General features: G+C 70.9%; 17 protein-coding genes. 14 read left to right on the top strand and 3 right to left on the bottom strand.

Annotated elements, in window-relative coordinates; translation table 11 throughout:
- Nucleotides 1-23: 23 nt before the first annotated feature.
- From SY2F82_RS18195 to SY2F82_RS18180, 4 genes are all read left to right on the top strand, one after another.
- Complete coding sequence (locus SY2F82_RS18195) at nt 24-776, top strand: SDR family NAD(P)-dependent oxidoreductase (RefSeq protein ID WP_200420153.1); 753 nt, start codon at nt 24-26, stop codon at nt 774-776.
- Nucleotides 773-1,843 (top strand): low specificity L-threonine aldolase, encoded by a 1,071-nt coding sequence (locus SY2F82_RS18190; RefSeq protein ID WP_200420152.1) that lies wholly within the window; start codon nt 773-775, stop codon nt 1,841-1,843. Before SY2F82_RS18195 ends, SY2F82_RS18190 begins: the two co-directional genes overlap by 4 nt.
- A 97-nt stretch (nt 1,844-1,940) precedes the next feature.
- Nucleotides 1,941-2,534, top strand: a complete 594-nt coding sequence (locus SY2F82_RS18185) for a transglutaminase domain-containing protein (protein WP_200420151.1) — start codon at nt 1,941-1,943, stop codon at nt 2,532-2,534.
- Nucleotides 2,535-2,542: 8 nt separating this feature from the next.
- A complete protein-coding gene (locus SY2F82_RS18180) occupies nt 2,543-3,235 on the top strand; it encodes a B3/4 domain-containing protein (protein WP_200420150.1) in 693 nt (230 codons plus the stop codon).
- Between the two features lie 6 nt (nt 3,236-3,241).
- Here the strand turns inward: SY2F82_RS18180 and SY2F82_RS18175 are convergent, their stop codons facing one another.
- On the bottom strand, nt 3,242-3,970 hold the full coding sequence (locus tag SY2F82_RS18175; protein ID WP_200420149.1) for a 1-acyl-sn-glycerol-3-phosphate acyltransferase: 729 nt from the start codon (nt 3,968-3,970) through the stop codon (nt 3,242-3,244).
- Nucleotides 3,971-4,152: 182 nt separating this feature from the next.
- Complete coding sequence (locus SY2F82_RS18170) at nt 4,153-4,569, bottom strand: DUF4395 domain-containing protein (protein WP_200420148.1); 417 nt, start codon at nt 4,567-4,569, stop codon at nt 4,153-4,155.
- 75 nt (nt 4,570-4,644) lie between these two features.
- Between SY2F82_RS18170 and SY2F82_RS18165 the strand changes: the two genes are divergently transcribed.
- The 5 genes from SY2F82_RS18165 to SY2F82_RS18145 all read left to right on the top strand — a co-directional run bounded on the left by SY2F82_RS18165 (nt 4,645) and on the right by SY2F82_RS18145 (nt 9,306).
- On the top strand, nt 4,645-5,058 hold the full coding sequence (locus SY2F82_RS18165) for a thioredoxin family protein (protein WP_200420147.1): 414 nt from the start codon (nt 4,645-4,647) through the stop codon (nt 5,056-5,058).
- Between the two features lie 207 nt (nt 5,059-5,265).
- Nucleotides 5,266-5,775: a flavin reductase family protein gene (locus SY2F82_RS18160; RefSeq protein ID WP_200420146.1), complete on the top strand. Its 510-nt coding sequence runs from the start codon at nt 5,266-5,268 to the stop codon at nt 5,773-5,775.
- Between the two features lie 224 nt (nt 5,776-5,999).
- Nucleotides 6,000-6,785, top strand: a complete 786-nt coding sequence (locus SY2F82_RS18155; protein ID WP_200420145.1) for an electron transfer flavoprotein subunit beta/FixA family protein — start codon at nt 6,000-6,002, stop codon at nt 6,783-6,785.
- 57 nt (nt 6,786-6,842) lie between these two features.
- Nucleotides 6,843-7,805, top strand: a complete 963-nt coding sequence (locus SY2F82_RS18150; protein WP_200420144.1) for an electron transfer flavoprotein subunit alpha/FixB family protein — start codon at nt 6,843-6,845, stop codon at nt 7,803-7,805.
- A gap of 196 nt (nt 7,806-8,001) precedes the next feature.
- On the top strand, nt 8,002-9,306 hold the full coding sequence (locus tag SY2F82_RS18145) for an aldolase/citrate lyase family protein (RefSeq protein ID WP_200420568.1): 1,305 nt from the start codon (nt 8,002-8,004) through the stop codon (nt 9,304-9,306).
- A 51-nt stretch (nt 9,307-9,357) separates the two neighbouring features.
- Here the strand turns inward: SY2F82_RS18145 and SY2F82_RS18140 are convergent, their stop codons facing one another.
- Nucleotides 9,358-10,419 carry a LacI family DNA-binding transcriptional regulator gene (locus SY2F82_RS18140; RefSeq protein ID WP_200420143.1) on the bottom strand — a complete coding sequence of 354 codons (1,062 nt, stop codon included), beginning with the start codon at nt 10,417-10,419 and terminating at the stop codon, nt 9,358-9,360.
- A 270-nt stretch (nt 10,420-10,689) separates the two neighbouring features.
- Between SY2F82_RS18140 and SY2F82_RS18135 the strand changes: the two genes are divergently transcribed.
- The 5 genes from SY2F82_RS18135 (at nt 10,690) to SY2F82_RS18115 (ending at nt 14,773) form a co-directional block, all read left to right on the top strand.
- The gene (locus tag SY2F82_RS18135) at nt 10,690-11,643 is read left to right on the top strand and encodes an ROK family protein (protein ID WP_200420567.1); all 954 of its coding nucleotides are present in this window, start codon (nt 10,690-10,692) and stop codon (nt 11,641-11,643) included.
- Between the two features lie 63 nt (nt 11,644-11,706).
- Complete coding sequence (locus SY2F82_RS18130; RefSeq protein WP_103840602.1) at nt 11,707-11,901, top strand: hypothetical protein; 195 nt, start codon at nt 11,707-11,709, stop codon at nt 11,899-11,901.
- A gap of 181 nt (nt 11,902-12,082) precedes the next feature.
- Nucleotides 12,083-13,126, top strand: a complete 1,044-nt coding sequence (locus SY2F82_RS18125) for an NUDIX hydrolase (RefSeq protein WP_200420142.1) — start codon at nt 12,083-12,085, stop codon at nt 13,124-13,126.
- Between the two features lie 472 nt (nt 13,127-13,598).
- Entirely contained in the window at nt 13,599-13,745 is a 147-nt protein-coding gene (locus tag SY2F82_RS18120) for a hypothetical protein (protein ID WP_200420141.1), read from the top strand.
- Nucleotides 13,742-14,773 carry an ABC transporter permease gene (locus SY2F82_RS18115; protein ID WP_200420140.1) on the top strand — a complete coding sequence of 344 codons (1,032 nt, stop codon included), beginning with the start codon at nt 13,742-13,744 and terminating at the stop codon, nt 14,771-14,773. Before SY2F82_RS18120 ends, SY2F82_RS18115 begins: the two co-directional genes overlap by 4 nt.
- Nucleotides 14,774-14,832 lie beyond the last annotated feature (59 nt).

Raw genomic sequence — 14,832 nt, 5'->3', positions numbered from 1 at the left:
AGGCCGCTCGGCAGGAGGCGAAGATGCGGAACGGGAACGGGCCACTGGCCGGTGCGGTGATCGCGGTGGCCGGCGCGGGCGGACCGGCCGGCCGGGCGGCGCTGCTCCGGCTCGCCGAGGCGGGCGCCACCGTCGTCGGCTCGGACAACGACCCGGAGCGGCTCGCGGAAGCGGTGGACGCGGCCCGCTACGCGTACGGCGGCGCCACCGTCACCGGGGACACGGTGGACCTGCTCGACCTGCAGTCCACGCGCGACTGGGCCGCCCACGTCGAGAAGGACTTCGGCCGGGTCGACGGTGTGGTGCACCTCGTCGGCGGCTGGCGCGGCAGCGAGACCTTCACCAGGACCAAGCTCGACGACTGGGACCTGCTCGAGATGCTGCTCATCCGCACGGTGCAGCACACCTCGCTCGCCTTCTTCGACGCCCTGCAGCGCAGTGACCGTGGCCGGTACGTCCTGATCAGCGCGGCGGGCGCGAGCAAGCCCACCGCGGGCAACGCCTCCTACGCCGCCGCGAAGGCCGCCGCCGAGGCCTGGACGCTCGCCATGGCCGACGCCTTCAACAAGGCGAAGGGTGAGGGCGAGCTGACGTCGGCGGCTGCCATCCTGGTGGTCAAGGCACTGGTGCACGACGCGATGCGCGCCGAACGCCCCAATGCGAAGTTCGCGGGCTTCACCGACGTCAAGGACCTGGCCGACGCCATCGCCGGAGTCTGGGAGAAGCCCGCCCCCGAAGTGAACGGAACCCGTCTGTGGCTGACCGAGAAGCCGTGAACCCTCCCAAGACCGACGCGCGCCGTCATCACGACCCGGAGGTCCGCGGTTTCGCCAGCGACAACTACGCCGGGGCCCACCCGGAGGTGCTCGCCGCCCTGGCCCTGGCCAACGGCGGGCACCAGGTCGCGTACGGCGAGGACGCGTACACCGAGAACCTCCAGCGGATCATCCGCAGCCATTTCGGTGCCACGGCCGAGGCCTTCCCGGTCTTCAACGGCACCGGCGCCAACGTCGTCGCGCTCCAGGCGGTCACCGACCGCTGGGGTGCGGTGATCTGCGCGGAGTCCGCCCACATCAACGTCGACGAATGCGGGGCGCCGGAACGCGTGGGCGGCCTGAAGCTGCTCACCGTGCCGACCCCGGACGGCAAGCTCACCCCCGAGCTGATCGACCGGCAGGCGTACGGCTGGGAGGACGAGCACCGCGCGATGCCGCAGGTCGTCTCGATCACCCAGAGCACCGAACTGGGCACCCTCTACACGCCCGACGAGATCCGCGCGATCTGCGAGCACGCCCACGCGCACGGCATGAAGGTGCACCTGGACGGCTCCCGCATAGCCAACGCGGCCGCCTCCCTGGACGTGCCGATGCGCACGTTCACCAACGCGGCCGGAGTGGACATCCTGTCCCTGGGCGGGACGAAGAACGGCGCGATGTTCGGCGAGGCCGTGGTCGTCATCAACCAGGACGCCGTCCGCCGCATGAAGCACCTGCGCAAGCTGTCCATGCAGCTCGCCTCCAAGATGCGCTTCGTCTCGGTGCAGTTGGAGGCCCTGCTCGCCAAGGACCTCTGGCTGCGCAACGCCCGCCACGCCAACGAGATGGCCCAGCGCCTCGCGGAGGGTGTGCGCGCGGTCCATGGAGTGGAGATCCTCCACCCGGTCCAGGCCAACGCCGTCTTCGCGCGGCTGCCGCACGACGTGAGCGAGCGCCTGCAGAAGCGCTTCCGCTTCTACTTCTGGAACGAGGCCGCGGGCGACGTTCGCTGGATGTGCTCGTTCGACACGACCGAGGACGACGTGGACCGGTTCGTGGCGGCCCTCAAGGAGGAGATGGCGCGCTGACCGCCGCAGAGACACGTCAGCGCGTCGATTGCATAGCTATGCGGTCACCCGAAAAATCATTGACTCTCGGGTGGCCGCATTCCTATGCTCTGCGGGCATGGAGCTGATCCAGGAAACGCCCGACCTGTCCGCGTACTTGGCCGCCGACGAGGTCATCGACCATGACCATCCCCTGGTGCGGGAAACCGCCGCGCGCCTTGCCGAGGATGTCCAGGACTCGTATGCCTATGCGCGAGCGGCCTACGAATACGTCCGCGACGCCATTCCGCACTCCGCCGACAGCGGTGACCTGCGGGTCACCTGGCGGGCCTCCGACGTGCTGGAGCAGCGCACCGGAATCTGCTACGCCAAGGCCCACGCCCTGGCGGCGCTCCTACGGGCGGAGGACATTCCGACGGCCCTGTGCTACCAGCGGCTGGCGCACGACGACGGCGGCGGTCATGCCGTGCACGGTCTGGTCGCCGTGCGGTTCAACGGCGCCTGGCATCGTCAGGACCCTCGCGGCAACAAACCGGGCGTCGACGCCCAGTTCTCCCTCGACGGTGAGCGCCTCGCCTGGACCCCCGACGCAAAGTCCAGCGAGGTGGACTATCCAGTCCTGTATGCTGTACCTCACTCGGCCGTGGTGCGGGCGCTCAAGGCCGCACCCGACCGGCCGACCCTCTGGAAGACGCTCCCCACCGCACTTTGAGGCAGGCGATGACTCCCACCCTGACCGTGTCCGACGAGGTGCGTGCCCTCGCGCCCGGCTTCACACATGTCGCGATCGAAGCCCACGGTCTCGTGAGCGGCCCCAGCACCGAGGCCACGTCCGCCCTGCTCGACGACGCCGCCCGCCGGCTCGCCGACCGTCTGGAGGGACGCGCCCCGCACGAGGATCCGCACATGGCGGCCTGGCGCGCGGTGTACACGGCCTTCGGCGCCAAGCCGTCCCGCACCCGCAACTCGGCGGAGGCGCTCGCCAAGCGGGCCCTGTCGGACACCGGTCTGCCCAGGATCAACGTGCTCGTCGACATCTACAACGCCATCAGCGTCGCGTATCTCATCCCGGTCGGCGGCGAGGACCTCGACCGTATCCAGGGCGCCATGCACCTCGTACGGGCCGTGGGGGACGAGGAGTTCGTGACCGTCGCGGGGGGTGAGGAGACCGTGGAACACCCGGACACCGGCGAGGTCGTCTGGCGCGACGAGGCCGGCGTGACCTGCCGCCGCTGGAACTGGCGTCAGGGTCCGCGCACCCGGCTCACCGAGGAGTCCACCTCGACGCTCTTCCTGCTGGAGAGCCTGGCCCCGATGCCGGTGGCCGACGTCGAGCAGGCCGGTGCCGAACTCGCGGAACTGCTGGAGAAGTTCAGCCCTGGGGCGAGGATCACCGTCCATGCCCCTGCCTGACGGGCCTCAGTGCGCCTCGGCGGCGCGCAGCGCCTCGGGGGTCGGCGCGGTGCCGCCGAGATGGGCCGGCATCCACCAGGCCTCCTCCGGGCCCTTGGGCCGGCCCGGATAGGCGCGCTGCGCGGCCTCCAGCAACTCCTGGACCCGCTCGCGCAGCTGGCGGGTCAGGACGCCCGCGTATGTCTCACGGGAGGCCTCGATCGCCTCACCGACCCGGATCGTGATGGGGGTGTGGCTGCGCTTGAAGTTGCGCGGGTGGCCCTTGGTCCACAGCCGCTGGGTGCCCCACACGGCCATCGGGACCAGCGGGACGCCCGCCTCCTGGGCCAGGCGCACGGCACCGGACTTGAAGCTCTTCAGGGTGAACGACTCGGAGATGGTCGCCTCCGGAAAGACTCCCACCACCTCGCCCGACCTCAGTGAGTCCAGTGCGTGTGCGTACGCCGCCTCGCCCTGCTTGCGGTCCACCGGGATGTGCTTCATGGCGCGCATCAGCGGGCCGGAGATGCGGTGCCGGAAGACGGACTCCTTGGCCATGAAGCGCACCAGGCGCTTCTGCGGCAGCGCGGCCAGGCCGTTGAAGATGAAGTCCAGATAGCTGATGTGGTTGCTCACCAGCACCGCGCCGCCGGAGCGGGGGATGTTCTCCGAGCCCTCGCAGTCGATCTTCAGGTCCCACGCCTTGAACATCGTGCGGGCGAGACCGATGACGGGACGATAGACGAGCTCAGCCATGGATGGGAACGGACCCTTCTTTCTGTCTGGGAAGGGACTCCCAGCGGGAAGTTACGCAGCCGTAGGTTTACGGCATGCCGCAGATCGTGCCTGAAGAACGGACGCGGGGCCAGTCCTGGTGCCCGTGTGCGGCGAGATCCTCGTCACGTCAGCCGTTCGCACCACCCGCGCCTGATGCCACGTCAGTCCGCGCGGACCGTCACACGCCGCATGAGCAGGTACGCCTCGCACCCCAGGCAGTACCCGAACGCGGCGTTGAGGAAGGCGGCGGCGAGCGCCACACCGGTGGCCGCCAGCCCCAGCCACCGCGGCCCCGCGGTGTAGCCGACCAACCCGACGACGGCGAAGACGAGCCCGACCACCTGGGCGAACTGCGGCGGCTGCGGCGCCTCGAACTGCGTCGGCGGCCCGAGCCGCGGGCGTACGACCCTCCGGAACAGCCATCCGTACGGTGAACGCGTCACGCCCCCGGCCGCGCCCAGCGCGAAGGCCAGCAACTGCCAGGCCAGCAGCCAGGCGCTGCCGGTGACCAGGACCACGGCCAGCACAACGGTCGTCACGGCCGCCCCGAAGCGGGGCCCCCTCACATCGATGTCCATGATTCAAGCATTCCGCATGAGCATCGGATCGGGGAGCCGGGAATCTTTGCGGTCTGGTGAACGCTGGAGCAGAGGATGACGGGACTTGTGGTGTGCGTGGCCGTGCTCGCGCTGGCGAGCGCGTACGGAGTGCTGCACCGGCGGCGGAGCGGGAGAGTGCGAGTGCGCGGGCGGGACGAGGGAAAGCGGCTCGGCGCGGCCGAGTTGGGCCAGGGGCTCGGCGAGCGGGCGACGCTCGTCCAGTTCTCCAGCGCCTTCTGTGCTCCTTGCCGGGCCACACGCCGGGTCCTCGGCGAGGTGGCCGACATGGTTCCGGGCGTGACCCACATCGAGATCGACGCCGAGGCGCACCTCGACCTCGTGCGCGAACTCGACATCCTGAAGACGCCCACCGTCCTGATCCTCGACGCCGGTGGACGGGTCGTGCGGCGAGCCACCGGCCAGCCTCGCAAGGCCGACGTCATCGCGGCGCTGGGGGAGGCGGTTTGACGGTTGTGCCCACCACGGTGACGTACCTCCCGGATGCCGGGACGCACTTGACTGCGCCCACCACCTATCGTCAGCCTGACCGCATGCCCCCGGAACTCCTTCTCTTCGAGCGTGTCCACGTGGATCTGGCCCGCACCGCGAGTGCCCGCTGTCCGGCGTGTTGAGCACCCGCGGACCCCAGGTCACCTCTCCCAGAAGGACCACTCCATGAGGGCCATGCCCGACCTCGTCACCCATCGGCTCGCCTCCCCGGACCTGCTGCGCTCCGTCTTCCGGCGGCACGCGGCCGGAGTCGCCGTGATCACCGCCCAGGGCGGCGGCAGGCCGGTCGGCTTCACCGCCACCTCCCTCACCTCCGTCTCCGCCGAGCCCCCGCTCGTCTCCTTCGGCATCGGCGTGGGCTCCTCCAGCTGGCCCGTCGTCTCGGAGGCCGAGCACGTCGGCGTGCACATACTCGGCGAGCACCAGGAGGACCTGGCCGGCACCTTCGCCACGAGCGGCGCCGACCGGTTCGGGGCACCGACCAGCTGGCGCGAGGGCCCGCAGGGGGTGCCCCTTCTGGACGACGTCCTCGCCTGGCTGGTGTGCCGCGTGGTGGCCCGGGTGCCGGCCGGGGACCATCGCATCGTCCTCGCCGAGGTCGTCGTCGGTGACCATTCGGGTGCCGGACGCCCCCTCCTGTACCACCAGGGCCGGTTCAACGGCCTCCGCGACTGAGTCGTCCTCAGCGGCCTCCATGCCCGAGTCGTCGCCCGGCCGGTTACGCAGCGTTGTCAAGGTCACAGTTCAAAGCGCTTGCTTAGCGGGCATTCACTCGATGTACTGGCGAGTAATATTTCGTTCGGAGCGCGGGGTCGCCCCGACCGGGATCGGCCGCTTCAGGCGCCTATGCTGCCTGGAAGAAGGCAGCCCAGAAATGACGATGCAGTAGGAGAGCCGGCGTGAGCTTGAGGATCGTTGTCACTGTGAAGTACGTGCCCGACGCCACTGGCGACCGGCACTTCGCCGATGACCTGACCGTCGACCGTGACGACGTGGACGGTCTGCTCTCCGAGCTCGACGAGTACGCGGTCGAGCAGGCGCTGCAGATCGCGGAGAACGCGGACGACGCCGAGGTGACCGTCCTGACGGTGGGCCCGGAGGACGCCAAGGACGCGCTGCGCAAGGCGCTGTCGATGGGCGCCGACAAGGCGATCCACGTGGAGGACGACGACCTGCACGGCACGGACGCCATCGGCACCTCGCTGGTGCTGGCCAAGGCGATCGAGAAGGCCGGCTACGACCTGGTGATCTCCGGCATGGCCTCCACCGACGGCACCATGGGTGTCGTACCCGCGCTGCTGGCCGAGCGTCTGGGCGTCCCGCAGGTGACCCTGCTGTCCGAGGTCTCGGTCGAGGACGGCACGGTCAAGGGCCGCCGGGACGGCGACGCCGCCTCCGAGCAGCTCGAGGCGTCTCTTCCGGCCGTCGTGTCGGTGACCGACCAGTCGGGCGAGGCCCGCTACCCGTCCTTCAAGGGCATCATGGCGGCCAAGAAGAAGCCGGTGGAGTCCTGGGACCTGTCCGACCTGGAGATCGAGTCCGAGGAGGTCGGCCTCGAGGGTGCCTACACCACGGTCGAGGCCGCGGCCGAGCGCCCGGCGCGCACCGCGGGCACGATCGTCAAGGACGAGGGCGAGGGCGGCAAGCAGCTCGCTGAGTTCCTCGCGAGCCAGAAGTTCATCTAAGGGATCGACTCCCTTACCGTCCCTCAGACTTCGCAATCCGCAAGGAGATCCGTTCCCATGGCTGAAGTTCTCGTCTACGTCGACCACGTGGACGGTGCCGTCCGCAAGCCCACGCTGGAGCTGCTGACCCTGGCCCGCCGCATCGGCGAGCCGGTCGCCGTCGCCCTCGGCTCCGGTGCCGAGAACACCGCCGCCACGCTCGCCGAGCACGGCGCGGTCAAGGTCCTCACCCACGACGCCTCCGAGTACGCCGAGTACCTGGTCGTGCCGAAGGTGGACGCCCTGCAGACTGCCTACGAGCAGGTGTCCCCGGCCGCCGTGCTGATCCCGTCCTCCGCGGAGGGCAAGGAGATCGCCGCGCGTCTGGCGCTGCGCATCGGCTCGGGCATCATCACCGACGCCGTCGACCTCGAGGCCGGCGACGAGGGCCCGGTGGCCACCCAGTCGGTGTTCGCCGCGTCCTTCACCACCAAGTCCCGTGTCAGCAAGGGCACCCCGGTCATCACGGTGAAGCCGAACTCGGCCGCCGTGGAGGCCGCCCCGGCCGCGGGCACGGTCGAGGCCCTGTCGGTGACCTTCTCCGAGAAGGCGACCGGCACGAAGATCACCGGCCGTACGCCGCGTGAGTCCACGGGCCGTCCGGAGCTGACCGAGGCCGCGATCGTGGTCTCCGGCGGCCGTGGCGTGGGTGGCGCGGAGAACTTCGCGCTGATCGAGACCCTCGCCGACTCCCTGGGTGCGGCCGTCGGCGCCTCGCGTGCCGCGGTGGACGCGGGCTGGTACCCGCACACCAACCAGGTCGGCCAGACCGGCAAGAGCGTGTCCCCGCAGCTGTACATCGCCACCGGCATCTCCGGTGCCATCCAGCACCGCGCCGGTATGCAGACCTCGAAGACGATCGTAGCGATCAACAAGGACGCCGAGGCGCCGATCTTCGACCTGGTCGACTACGGCATCGTCGGCGACCTGTTCGAGGTCGTCCCGCAGCTCACCGAGCAGATCAAGGCCCGCAAGGGCTGAGCCGCTCCACGGCTGGGAGGCCCCCGCGACCGCGCCTGCGGTCGCGGGGGCCTTCGTGCGCTCCCGGGGCCGCTGGTGGAGGGCCGCTTCGTCCACGTGACGGTGTTGACCGGCGGCGACAGCCATGGATAGCTTCGCTCTACGGATTGTTGATTCCGTGCAGTGGAAGTGGAAGTGGAAGCGGGAGGGGTGTGGGATGGGCCAGGGCCGGCAGGAGCGGGTGTCGACGAGCCTCGCGGGTGCCGTCGGCGAGGAGATCGGTGCCTCCCTCGCCCCGGTGGACGCCGAGTTGGCCCGCCGCTACCCGGGCGACCCCGGCACCCGCCAGCCCGTCCACACGGTCTACGTCCCCGGTGACGTCTTCGCCGCCGACACCGTGCGCTCCTGGGGCGACAGGGCCCTCGCCGCCCTCGACGAACACGCCCCGGACGCCGCCTCGTTCGCCTCGGTCCTCGGTCTCGGCCACGAACTCGCCGAGCCGGTCCACGACCGCGTCCGCGCCAAACTCGAGCACGAGCCGATCGAAGACCTGCGCGTCGACTTCGAGGACGGCTACGGGCCGCGCCCCGACGCCGAGGAGGACCAGGCGGCCGCCCGCGCGGCACGGCTGATCGCTCAGGCGTACCGGGAGGGCACCGCCGCCCCGTACATGGGCATCCGTATGAAGTGCCTGGAGGCGCCGGTACGCGACCGGGGCATCCGCACGCTCGACATCTTCCTCACCGGCCTGATGGAGGCCGGCGGGCTGCCGGACGGGCTCGTGCTGACGCTGCCCAAGGTGACGTATCCGGAGCAGGTCACCGCCATGGTGCGGCTGCTGGAGGCGTTCGAGAAGGCGCACGGGCTCGATGCGGGGCGCCTCGGCTTCGAGATCCAGATCGAGACCAGCCAGGCCGTCCTCGCCGCCGACGGTACCGCCACCGTCGCCCGCATGATCCACGCCGCCGAGGGCCGCGCCACCGGACTGCACTACGGCACCTTCGACTACAGCGCCTGTCTCGGTGTGTCCGCCGCCCACCAGGCGAGTGACCACCCGGCCGCCGACCACGCCAAGGCGGTCATGCAGGTCGCGGCGGCGGGCACCGGCGTCCGCGTGTCGGACGGCTCCACGAACGTCCTGCCCGTCGGCCCCACCGAGCAGGTCCACGACGCCTGGCGGCTGCACTACAGGCTCACCCGACGGGCGCTGGCCCGCGCCTACTACCAGGGCTGGGACATGCATCCGGGCCACCTTCCCACCCGGTACGCGGCCGTTTTCGCCTTCTACCGGGAGGGCTTCCAGCAGGCCGCGGCACGTCTCGCCCGCTACGCCGACCGCACCGCCGGCGACGTCCTGGACGAACCGGCCACGGCGAAGGCGCTGAGCGGCTATCTGCTGCGGGGGCTGGACTGCGGCGCCCTGGACACGGCGGAGGTCACGCGGGCCACCGGCCTGACCCGGGCCGGCCTGGAGGGCTTCGCGGCACCGAGGCGAGGGGACCTCACGGCCTCGGCGCAGTGACATGCGCTGCGGCTTCGGCAGCGGCGTGCGGCCGCGGCCCCGGGCGGGACCTCAGTCGACGGGCGGCAGTTCGCCCGAGCCCCTGGTGATCAGCCGGGTGGGAAGCTCGATGCGTTCCGGGGTGATGAGCGTGCCGTCGAGCTGGCGGAACAGGCGCTCGGCGGCCGTGCTGCCGAGGGCGGCGGCGTCCTGTGCGACGACCGTGACGCCGGGCTGGAGCAGGTCGGCCAGCTCGATGTCGTCGAAGCCGACCAGGGCGACCGGACGGCGGTGTGCGGCCAGGACACGGATGACGGTGACGGTCACGCGGTTGTTGCCCGCGAAGATCGCGGTGACGGGGGCGGGCCCTTCGAGCATCGCCTCGGCGGCCCGGCGCACCCGCTCGGGATCGGTGACGCCCAGGGACATCCAGGAGTCCTCGACGGGTATGCCCGCGCCCTCCATGGCGGCCCGGTAGCCGCGCAGCCGCTCGGCCGCGGTGTGGATGCGCGGCATGTCGCCGATGAAGCCGATCCGGCGGTGGCCGTGCGCGATGAGGTGGGCGACTCCGTCCCGGGCGCCGCCGAAGCTGTCGGACAGCACCACGTCGGCGTCGATCCTCCCGGCGGGGCGGTCCACGAAGACCGTGGCGACCCCCGCCTTCATCTCCGGTTCCAGATAGCGGTGGTCGTCACCCGCCGGGATGATGACCAGTCCGTCCACGCGGCGTGCGCACAGCGCCAGCACCAGCTCCTGCTCCCGGTCCGGGTCCTCCGCGCTGGAGCCGTTGATCAGCAGGGCCCCGTGCGCCCGGGCGACCTCCTCGACGGCGCGGCTCAGCGGCCCGTAGAAGGGGTCCGCGAGGTCCTCCAGGACCAGACCTATGCTCGCGGTGCGGCCCTTGCGCAGCACCCGCGCGCTGTCGTTGCGCCGGAACCCCAGCGCCTCTATCGCCTCCTGAACCCGGCGCTCGGTGTCCGGGGTGACCCCCGGCTCGCCGTTGACCACACGCGACACCGTCTTCAGGCCCACCCCTGCGCGTGCCGCGACGTCCTTCATGGTCGGACGGTTGCCGTAGCGGGTCCCGGCGTGACGGTCTGCGGGGCGGCCGGTGCGGCGGGCGGTCTCGGGCACGATGCGCTGTCCTGTCTGTCGTCCACGGAAGATGCGTCGGTCCCGGGCACTACCGGGATTCCATGGGGTTGTATGAGGATGTGGCGTCGAGCATAGAGCCTGGACAACGTTGTCAGATGCGGGAGAGACTGTCCACCGCACTCTTCGGCCCGCGCCTTCCCCCCAGGGGCGCTCCCTGCCCGCTCGTACCCGGCGTCCGGACCCCGCGGCGGCGACCGCACGCCGTATGCCGGGGCCGATACCACTCACGCATTGGGAGATCAGACACTGATGCACACCGACCTCGTGGCCGCGCTCGACATCGGCGGCACCAAGATCGCCGGAGCGCTGGTGGACGGCCACGGCCGGATCCTGCTGCGTGCGCAGCGCGCGACGCCCGCGCAGGAGGACGGCGACACCGTGATGGGGGCCGTCGAGGACGTCATACGGGAGCTGACGGGCTCCCCGTTCTGGGGGCGGGCGCGTGCCGTCGGCATCGGCAGCGCGGGGCCGGTGGACGCCTCGGCGGGCACGGTGAGCCCGGTCAACGTACCGGGGTGGCGCGACTTTCCGCTGGTGGAGCGTGTCCGGGCGGCGACGGGCGGCCTGCCCGTCGAGCTGATCGGCGACGGCGTGGCCATCACCGCCGCCGAGCACTGGCAGGGCGCGGCCCGCGGCCATGACAACGCGCTCTGCATGGTGGTGTCGACGGGGGTCGGCGGCGGTCTGGTCCTGGGCGGGCGGCTGCACCCGGGCCCGACGGGGAACGCCGGCCACATCGGGCACATCAGCGTGGACCTGGACGGCGATCCCTGCCCGTGCGGCTCGCGCGGCTGCGTGGAGCGCATCGCGAGCGGACCGAACATCGCGCGCCGCGCCCTGGAGGACGGCTGGCGGCCGGGGCTCGACGGGGACACCTCGGCCGCCGCGGTGGCCGCCGCCGCCCGTGCGGGTGACCCCGTGGCCGTGGCGTCCTTCGAGCGGGCCGCCCAGGCGCTGGCCGCGGGGATCGCGGCGACCGCGACGCTGGTCGAGATCGACATCGCGGTCATCGGCGGGGGAGTGGCCGGCGCCGGCGACCTCCTGTTCGCCCCCCTGCGCAAGGCCCTGACCGACTACGCCACGCTGTCCTTCGTCCAGCGCCTGACGGTGGCGCCTGCGCTGATGGGCACGGACGCGGGCCTGGTGGGGGCCGCTGCCGCGGCGCTGACGAGGGGCACGGACGCGACCGCTGCCGGGGTGTGAAGCCGAAGAGCCCGGCCGGGGTTCGTTGCGTGACCCCGGCGTCCTTCGGCAGTTGAACAGGGCATGAAGAAGCGCAGCATGCTCGCCATCGCCTCCCTCGCCACCGGATTCGTCGTGGCCGCCGTCAGCCCCTCCCATGCCGCCGACCACGACAGGCTCGGCGATCTGAGCGTCAAGGACACCCTCGGCGCCGTCGACCACACCATCGGGCAGGACAGCCTGGCCGTGGACGACGATGCCCTGGGGCAGGACGGCTGAGGGGAGCCGACTGCGCGGCGCCGGTGCCCCCGAACGATGGGGGCCCGGCGCCGCGGTGTGCGGAGCGCGGCGGCCGCGGTGGTGGTGACCTCGACCACGCCGAGGCCCCCTCATCAGCGCCGGGTTTCCGTGGCAGGGTGGAGCGGGCAAGCCCCAGGGGGCCAACAGAAGAGGGGGAACCGTGACCGTCGTCTGGATCAACGGTGCGTTCGGTGCGGGGAAGACGACCACCGCACGGGAACTGATCGAACTGATCCCGAACAGCACGCTCTTCGACCCCGAGGTCATCGGCGCAGTGCTCACCCAACTCCTGCCGCCGAAACGCCTCGCGGAGGTCGGCGACTTCCAGGACCTGCCGATCTGGCGACGGCTCGTGATCGACACCGCGGCCGCGATGCTCGCCGAACTCGACGGTGTCCTCGTGGTACCGATGACCCTGCTGCGCCAGGAGTACCGTGACGAGATCTTCGGCGGCCTCGCCGCCCGGCGCATCGCCGTACGCCATGTCCTCCTCGCTCCGGCCGAAACGATCCTGCGCCAGCGCATAGCCGGCCGTGAGGTCCCGCCCGACCTCCCCGACGGGGAGATGCGCATCCGCCAGTGGTCGTACGACCACATCGAGCCCTATCGCACGGCCCTCGCCGCCTGGCTCACCGCCGACGCCCACCCCGTGGACACCAGCGCCCTCACCCCGTACGAGGCAGCCCTGCGGATCGCCGAGGCCGTCCGGTCCGGCCAGGCACCGGCCTGCGAGATCGTGCAGACACCCGAGCCGACCTCCGAGACCGTCGCCTCCGGAGTGCTCCTGTTCGACGAACGGGACCGCGTGCTGCTCGTCGACCCCACCTACAAGGCCGGGTGGGAGTTCCCCGGCGGAGTCGTCGAACCCGGCGAGGCGCCCGCTCGCGCCGGTATGCGCGAGGTCGAGGAGGAGACCGGGATCAGGCTGGAGGAGGTCCCCCGGCTGCTCGTCCTCGACTGGGAGCCCCCCGCGCCGCCCGGCTACGGCGGCCTGCGACTCCTCTTCGACGGCGGCCGCCTCGACAGCGCCGAAGCCGGCCGACTCCTGCTGCCCGGCCCGGAGTTGCGCGACTGCCGGTTCGTCACGGAAGAGGAAGCGGCCGTTCTGCTCCCGCCCGTGCGTTACGAACGGCTCCGCTGGGCACTGCGGGCGCGTGAACGCGGTGCCGCTCTGTACCTCGAAGCAGGAATTCCGCTCGGCTGAGAGCCGATGACCCGCCTGCCCCCGGACGACGGCGGCAATTATGAGAATTCTTAATGATGCCCGGCGATTTCGCTGGGATCGTAGAGTTCCCGAAGAAGCGTGAGGCCGCCTGCCCCGTCCGGGTGTGAATATCAACTCAAAGACGGGGCAGAAGGGTTCGAGGAACCTCACCACCTGCGGCGACGATCGAGCCAAGGGCCCAATGGCCCGCCCCGTGAGCCGGGCGTGTCCGACCTGTCCACGCAGCGTTGCGCCAATCGATGGCCAAGAAACTCTCGCGATGTATTCACAGCAGGGCTAACCCCGCATCCCGCATCCCGCATCCGTCAAGCCTTGTCCATTCGGGTAAACAGTCCCCTTTCGGTGCCTTATCGGTGTTGACCGAGCTCGCGCAGGGTTGCGAAAGTCCGCTCAGTCTCCTGGCGCCGGCACCGGCCGCCAGCCAACTCCTGCATTCAGGGGCAGAACCGCCATGACGAGTTCGACCACGACGGCGACCACGCGCCCGACCCCGGTCCGCCTGCCCGCCGCCGACGAGACCTGCGCGAAGGCCGTGGGTGAGCCGGACGGAAGATCCTCGCGGCGGCCCCAGCTCACCTCCGGGAAGTCCATACGATGACCACGCAACACCAGTCGGTCCAGGCCGTCGGCGATACCACGCTCCCGGCCGGCGAACCGTCGCAGGACTCCCTGCCCGGCGGCACGGCAGTCGAGGGCCGCTCACCCGCCAGGACGGCCTGGAGGCGCATCAGGCGGGACAAGATCACGATGATCGCGCTGGTGATCACCCTGCTGTTCATCGTGGTCGCGCTGCTGGCCCCGGCGCTCACCGCGCTCACCGGCTGGGGACCGATCACCCCGGACTCCAAGGCGATCAACCCGGACACGGGCAACCAGCCGTACGGATCACTGGGCGGAATCAGCCTCAAGCACCTGCTCGGCGTCGAGCCGGGTACGGGGTACGACATCTTCGCCCGGATCGTCTACGGCCTGCGCACCTCGCTCTTCGTTGGTTTCGCGTCGGCGGTGGTGTCCACCGTGGTCGGCGTCGTGGCCGGGCTGGCGGCCGGGTACTTCGGCGGCTGGATCGACTCCGCCCTGTCGCGGGTCATGGACGTCATGCTGGCCTTCCCGCAGCTGCTGTTCATCATCGCGCTCACCCCGGTGATCCAGAACGCGCTGCAGACCAACAGCCACGGCGGGACGGACGAGAACCTCCGGCTGCTGGTCCTGGTCCTCACCATCGCGGTCTTCGCCTGGGCCTACACCGCCCGCCTGGTGCGCGGTCAGGTGCTGTCCCTGCGCGAGCGGGAGTTCGTCGACGCCGCGCGGATCATGAGCGCCGGCCGGCGGCACATCCTCTTCCGCCAGCTGCTGCCCAATCTGTGGGCGCCGATCCTGATCTCCTTCGCCCTCGCCGTCCCGCAGAACATCTCCACCGAGGCGGCCCTGTCCTATCTGGGCGTCGGCGTCATTCCGCCCGCTCCGGACTGGGGAGCCCTCCTCTCGGACGCGTCCGAGTTCTTCCTGCAGGACCCGATGTACCTGTTCATCCCCGGCGTCCTGCTCCTGATCCTCGTGCTGGCGCTCAACCTCCTGGGGGACGGGGTCCGGGACGCCCTCGACCCCCGCGCCAACCGCAGCTGACGCGCTGCCCTTCGAGTGTCGGCACAGGCCGTCCCACGAACGACTGCCGAGGCCGAGCC

The organism is Streptomyces sp. Y2F8-2, assembly GCF_014905555.1.
Taxonomy (GTDB): Bacteria; Actinomycetota; Actinomycetes; order Streptomycetales; family Streptomycetaceae; genus Streptomyces; species Streptomyces cynarae.
This window is presented reverse-complemented; position numbering and strand designations above follow the sequence as displayed.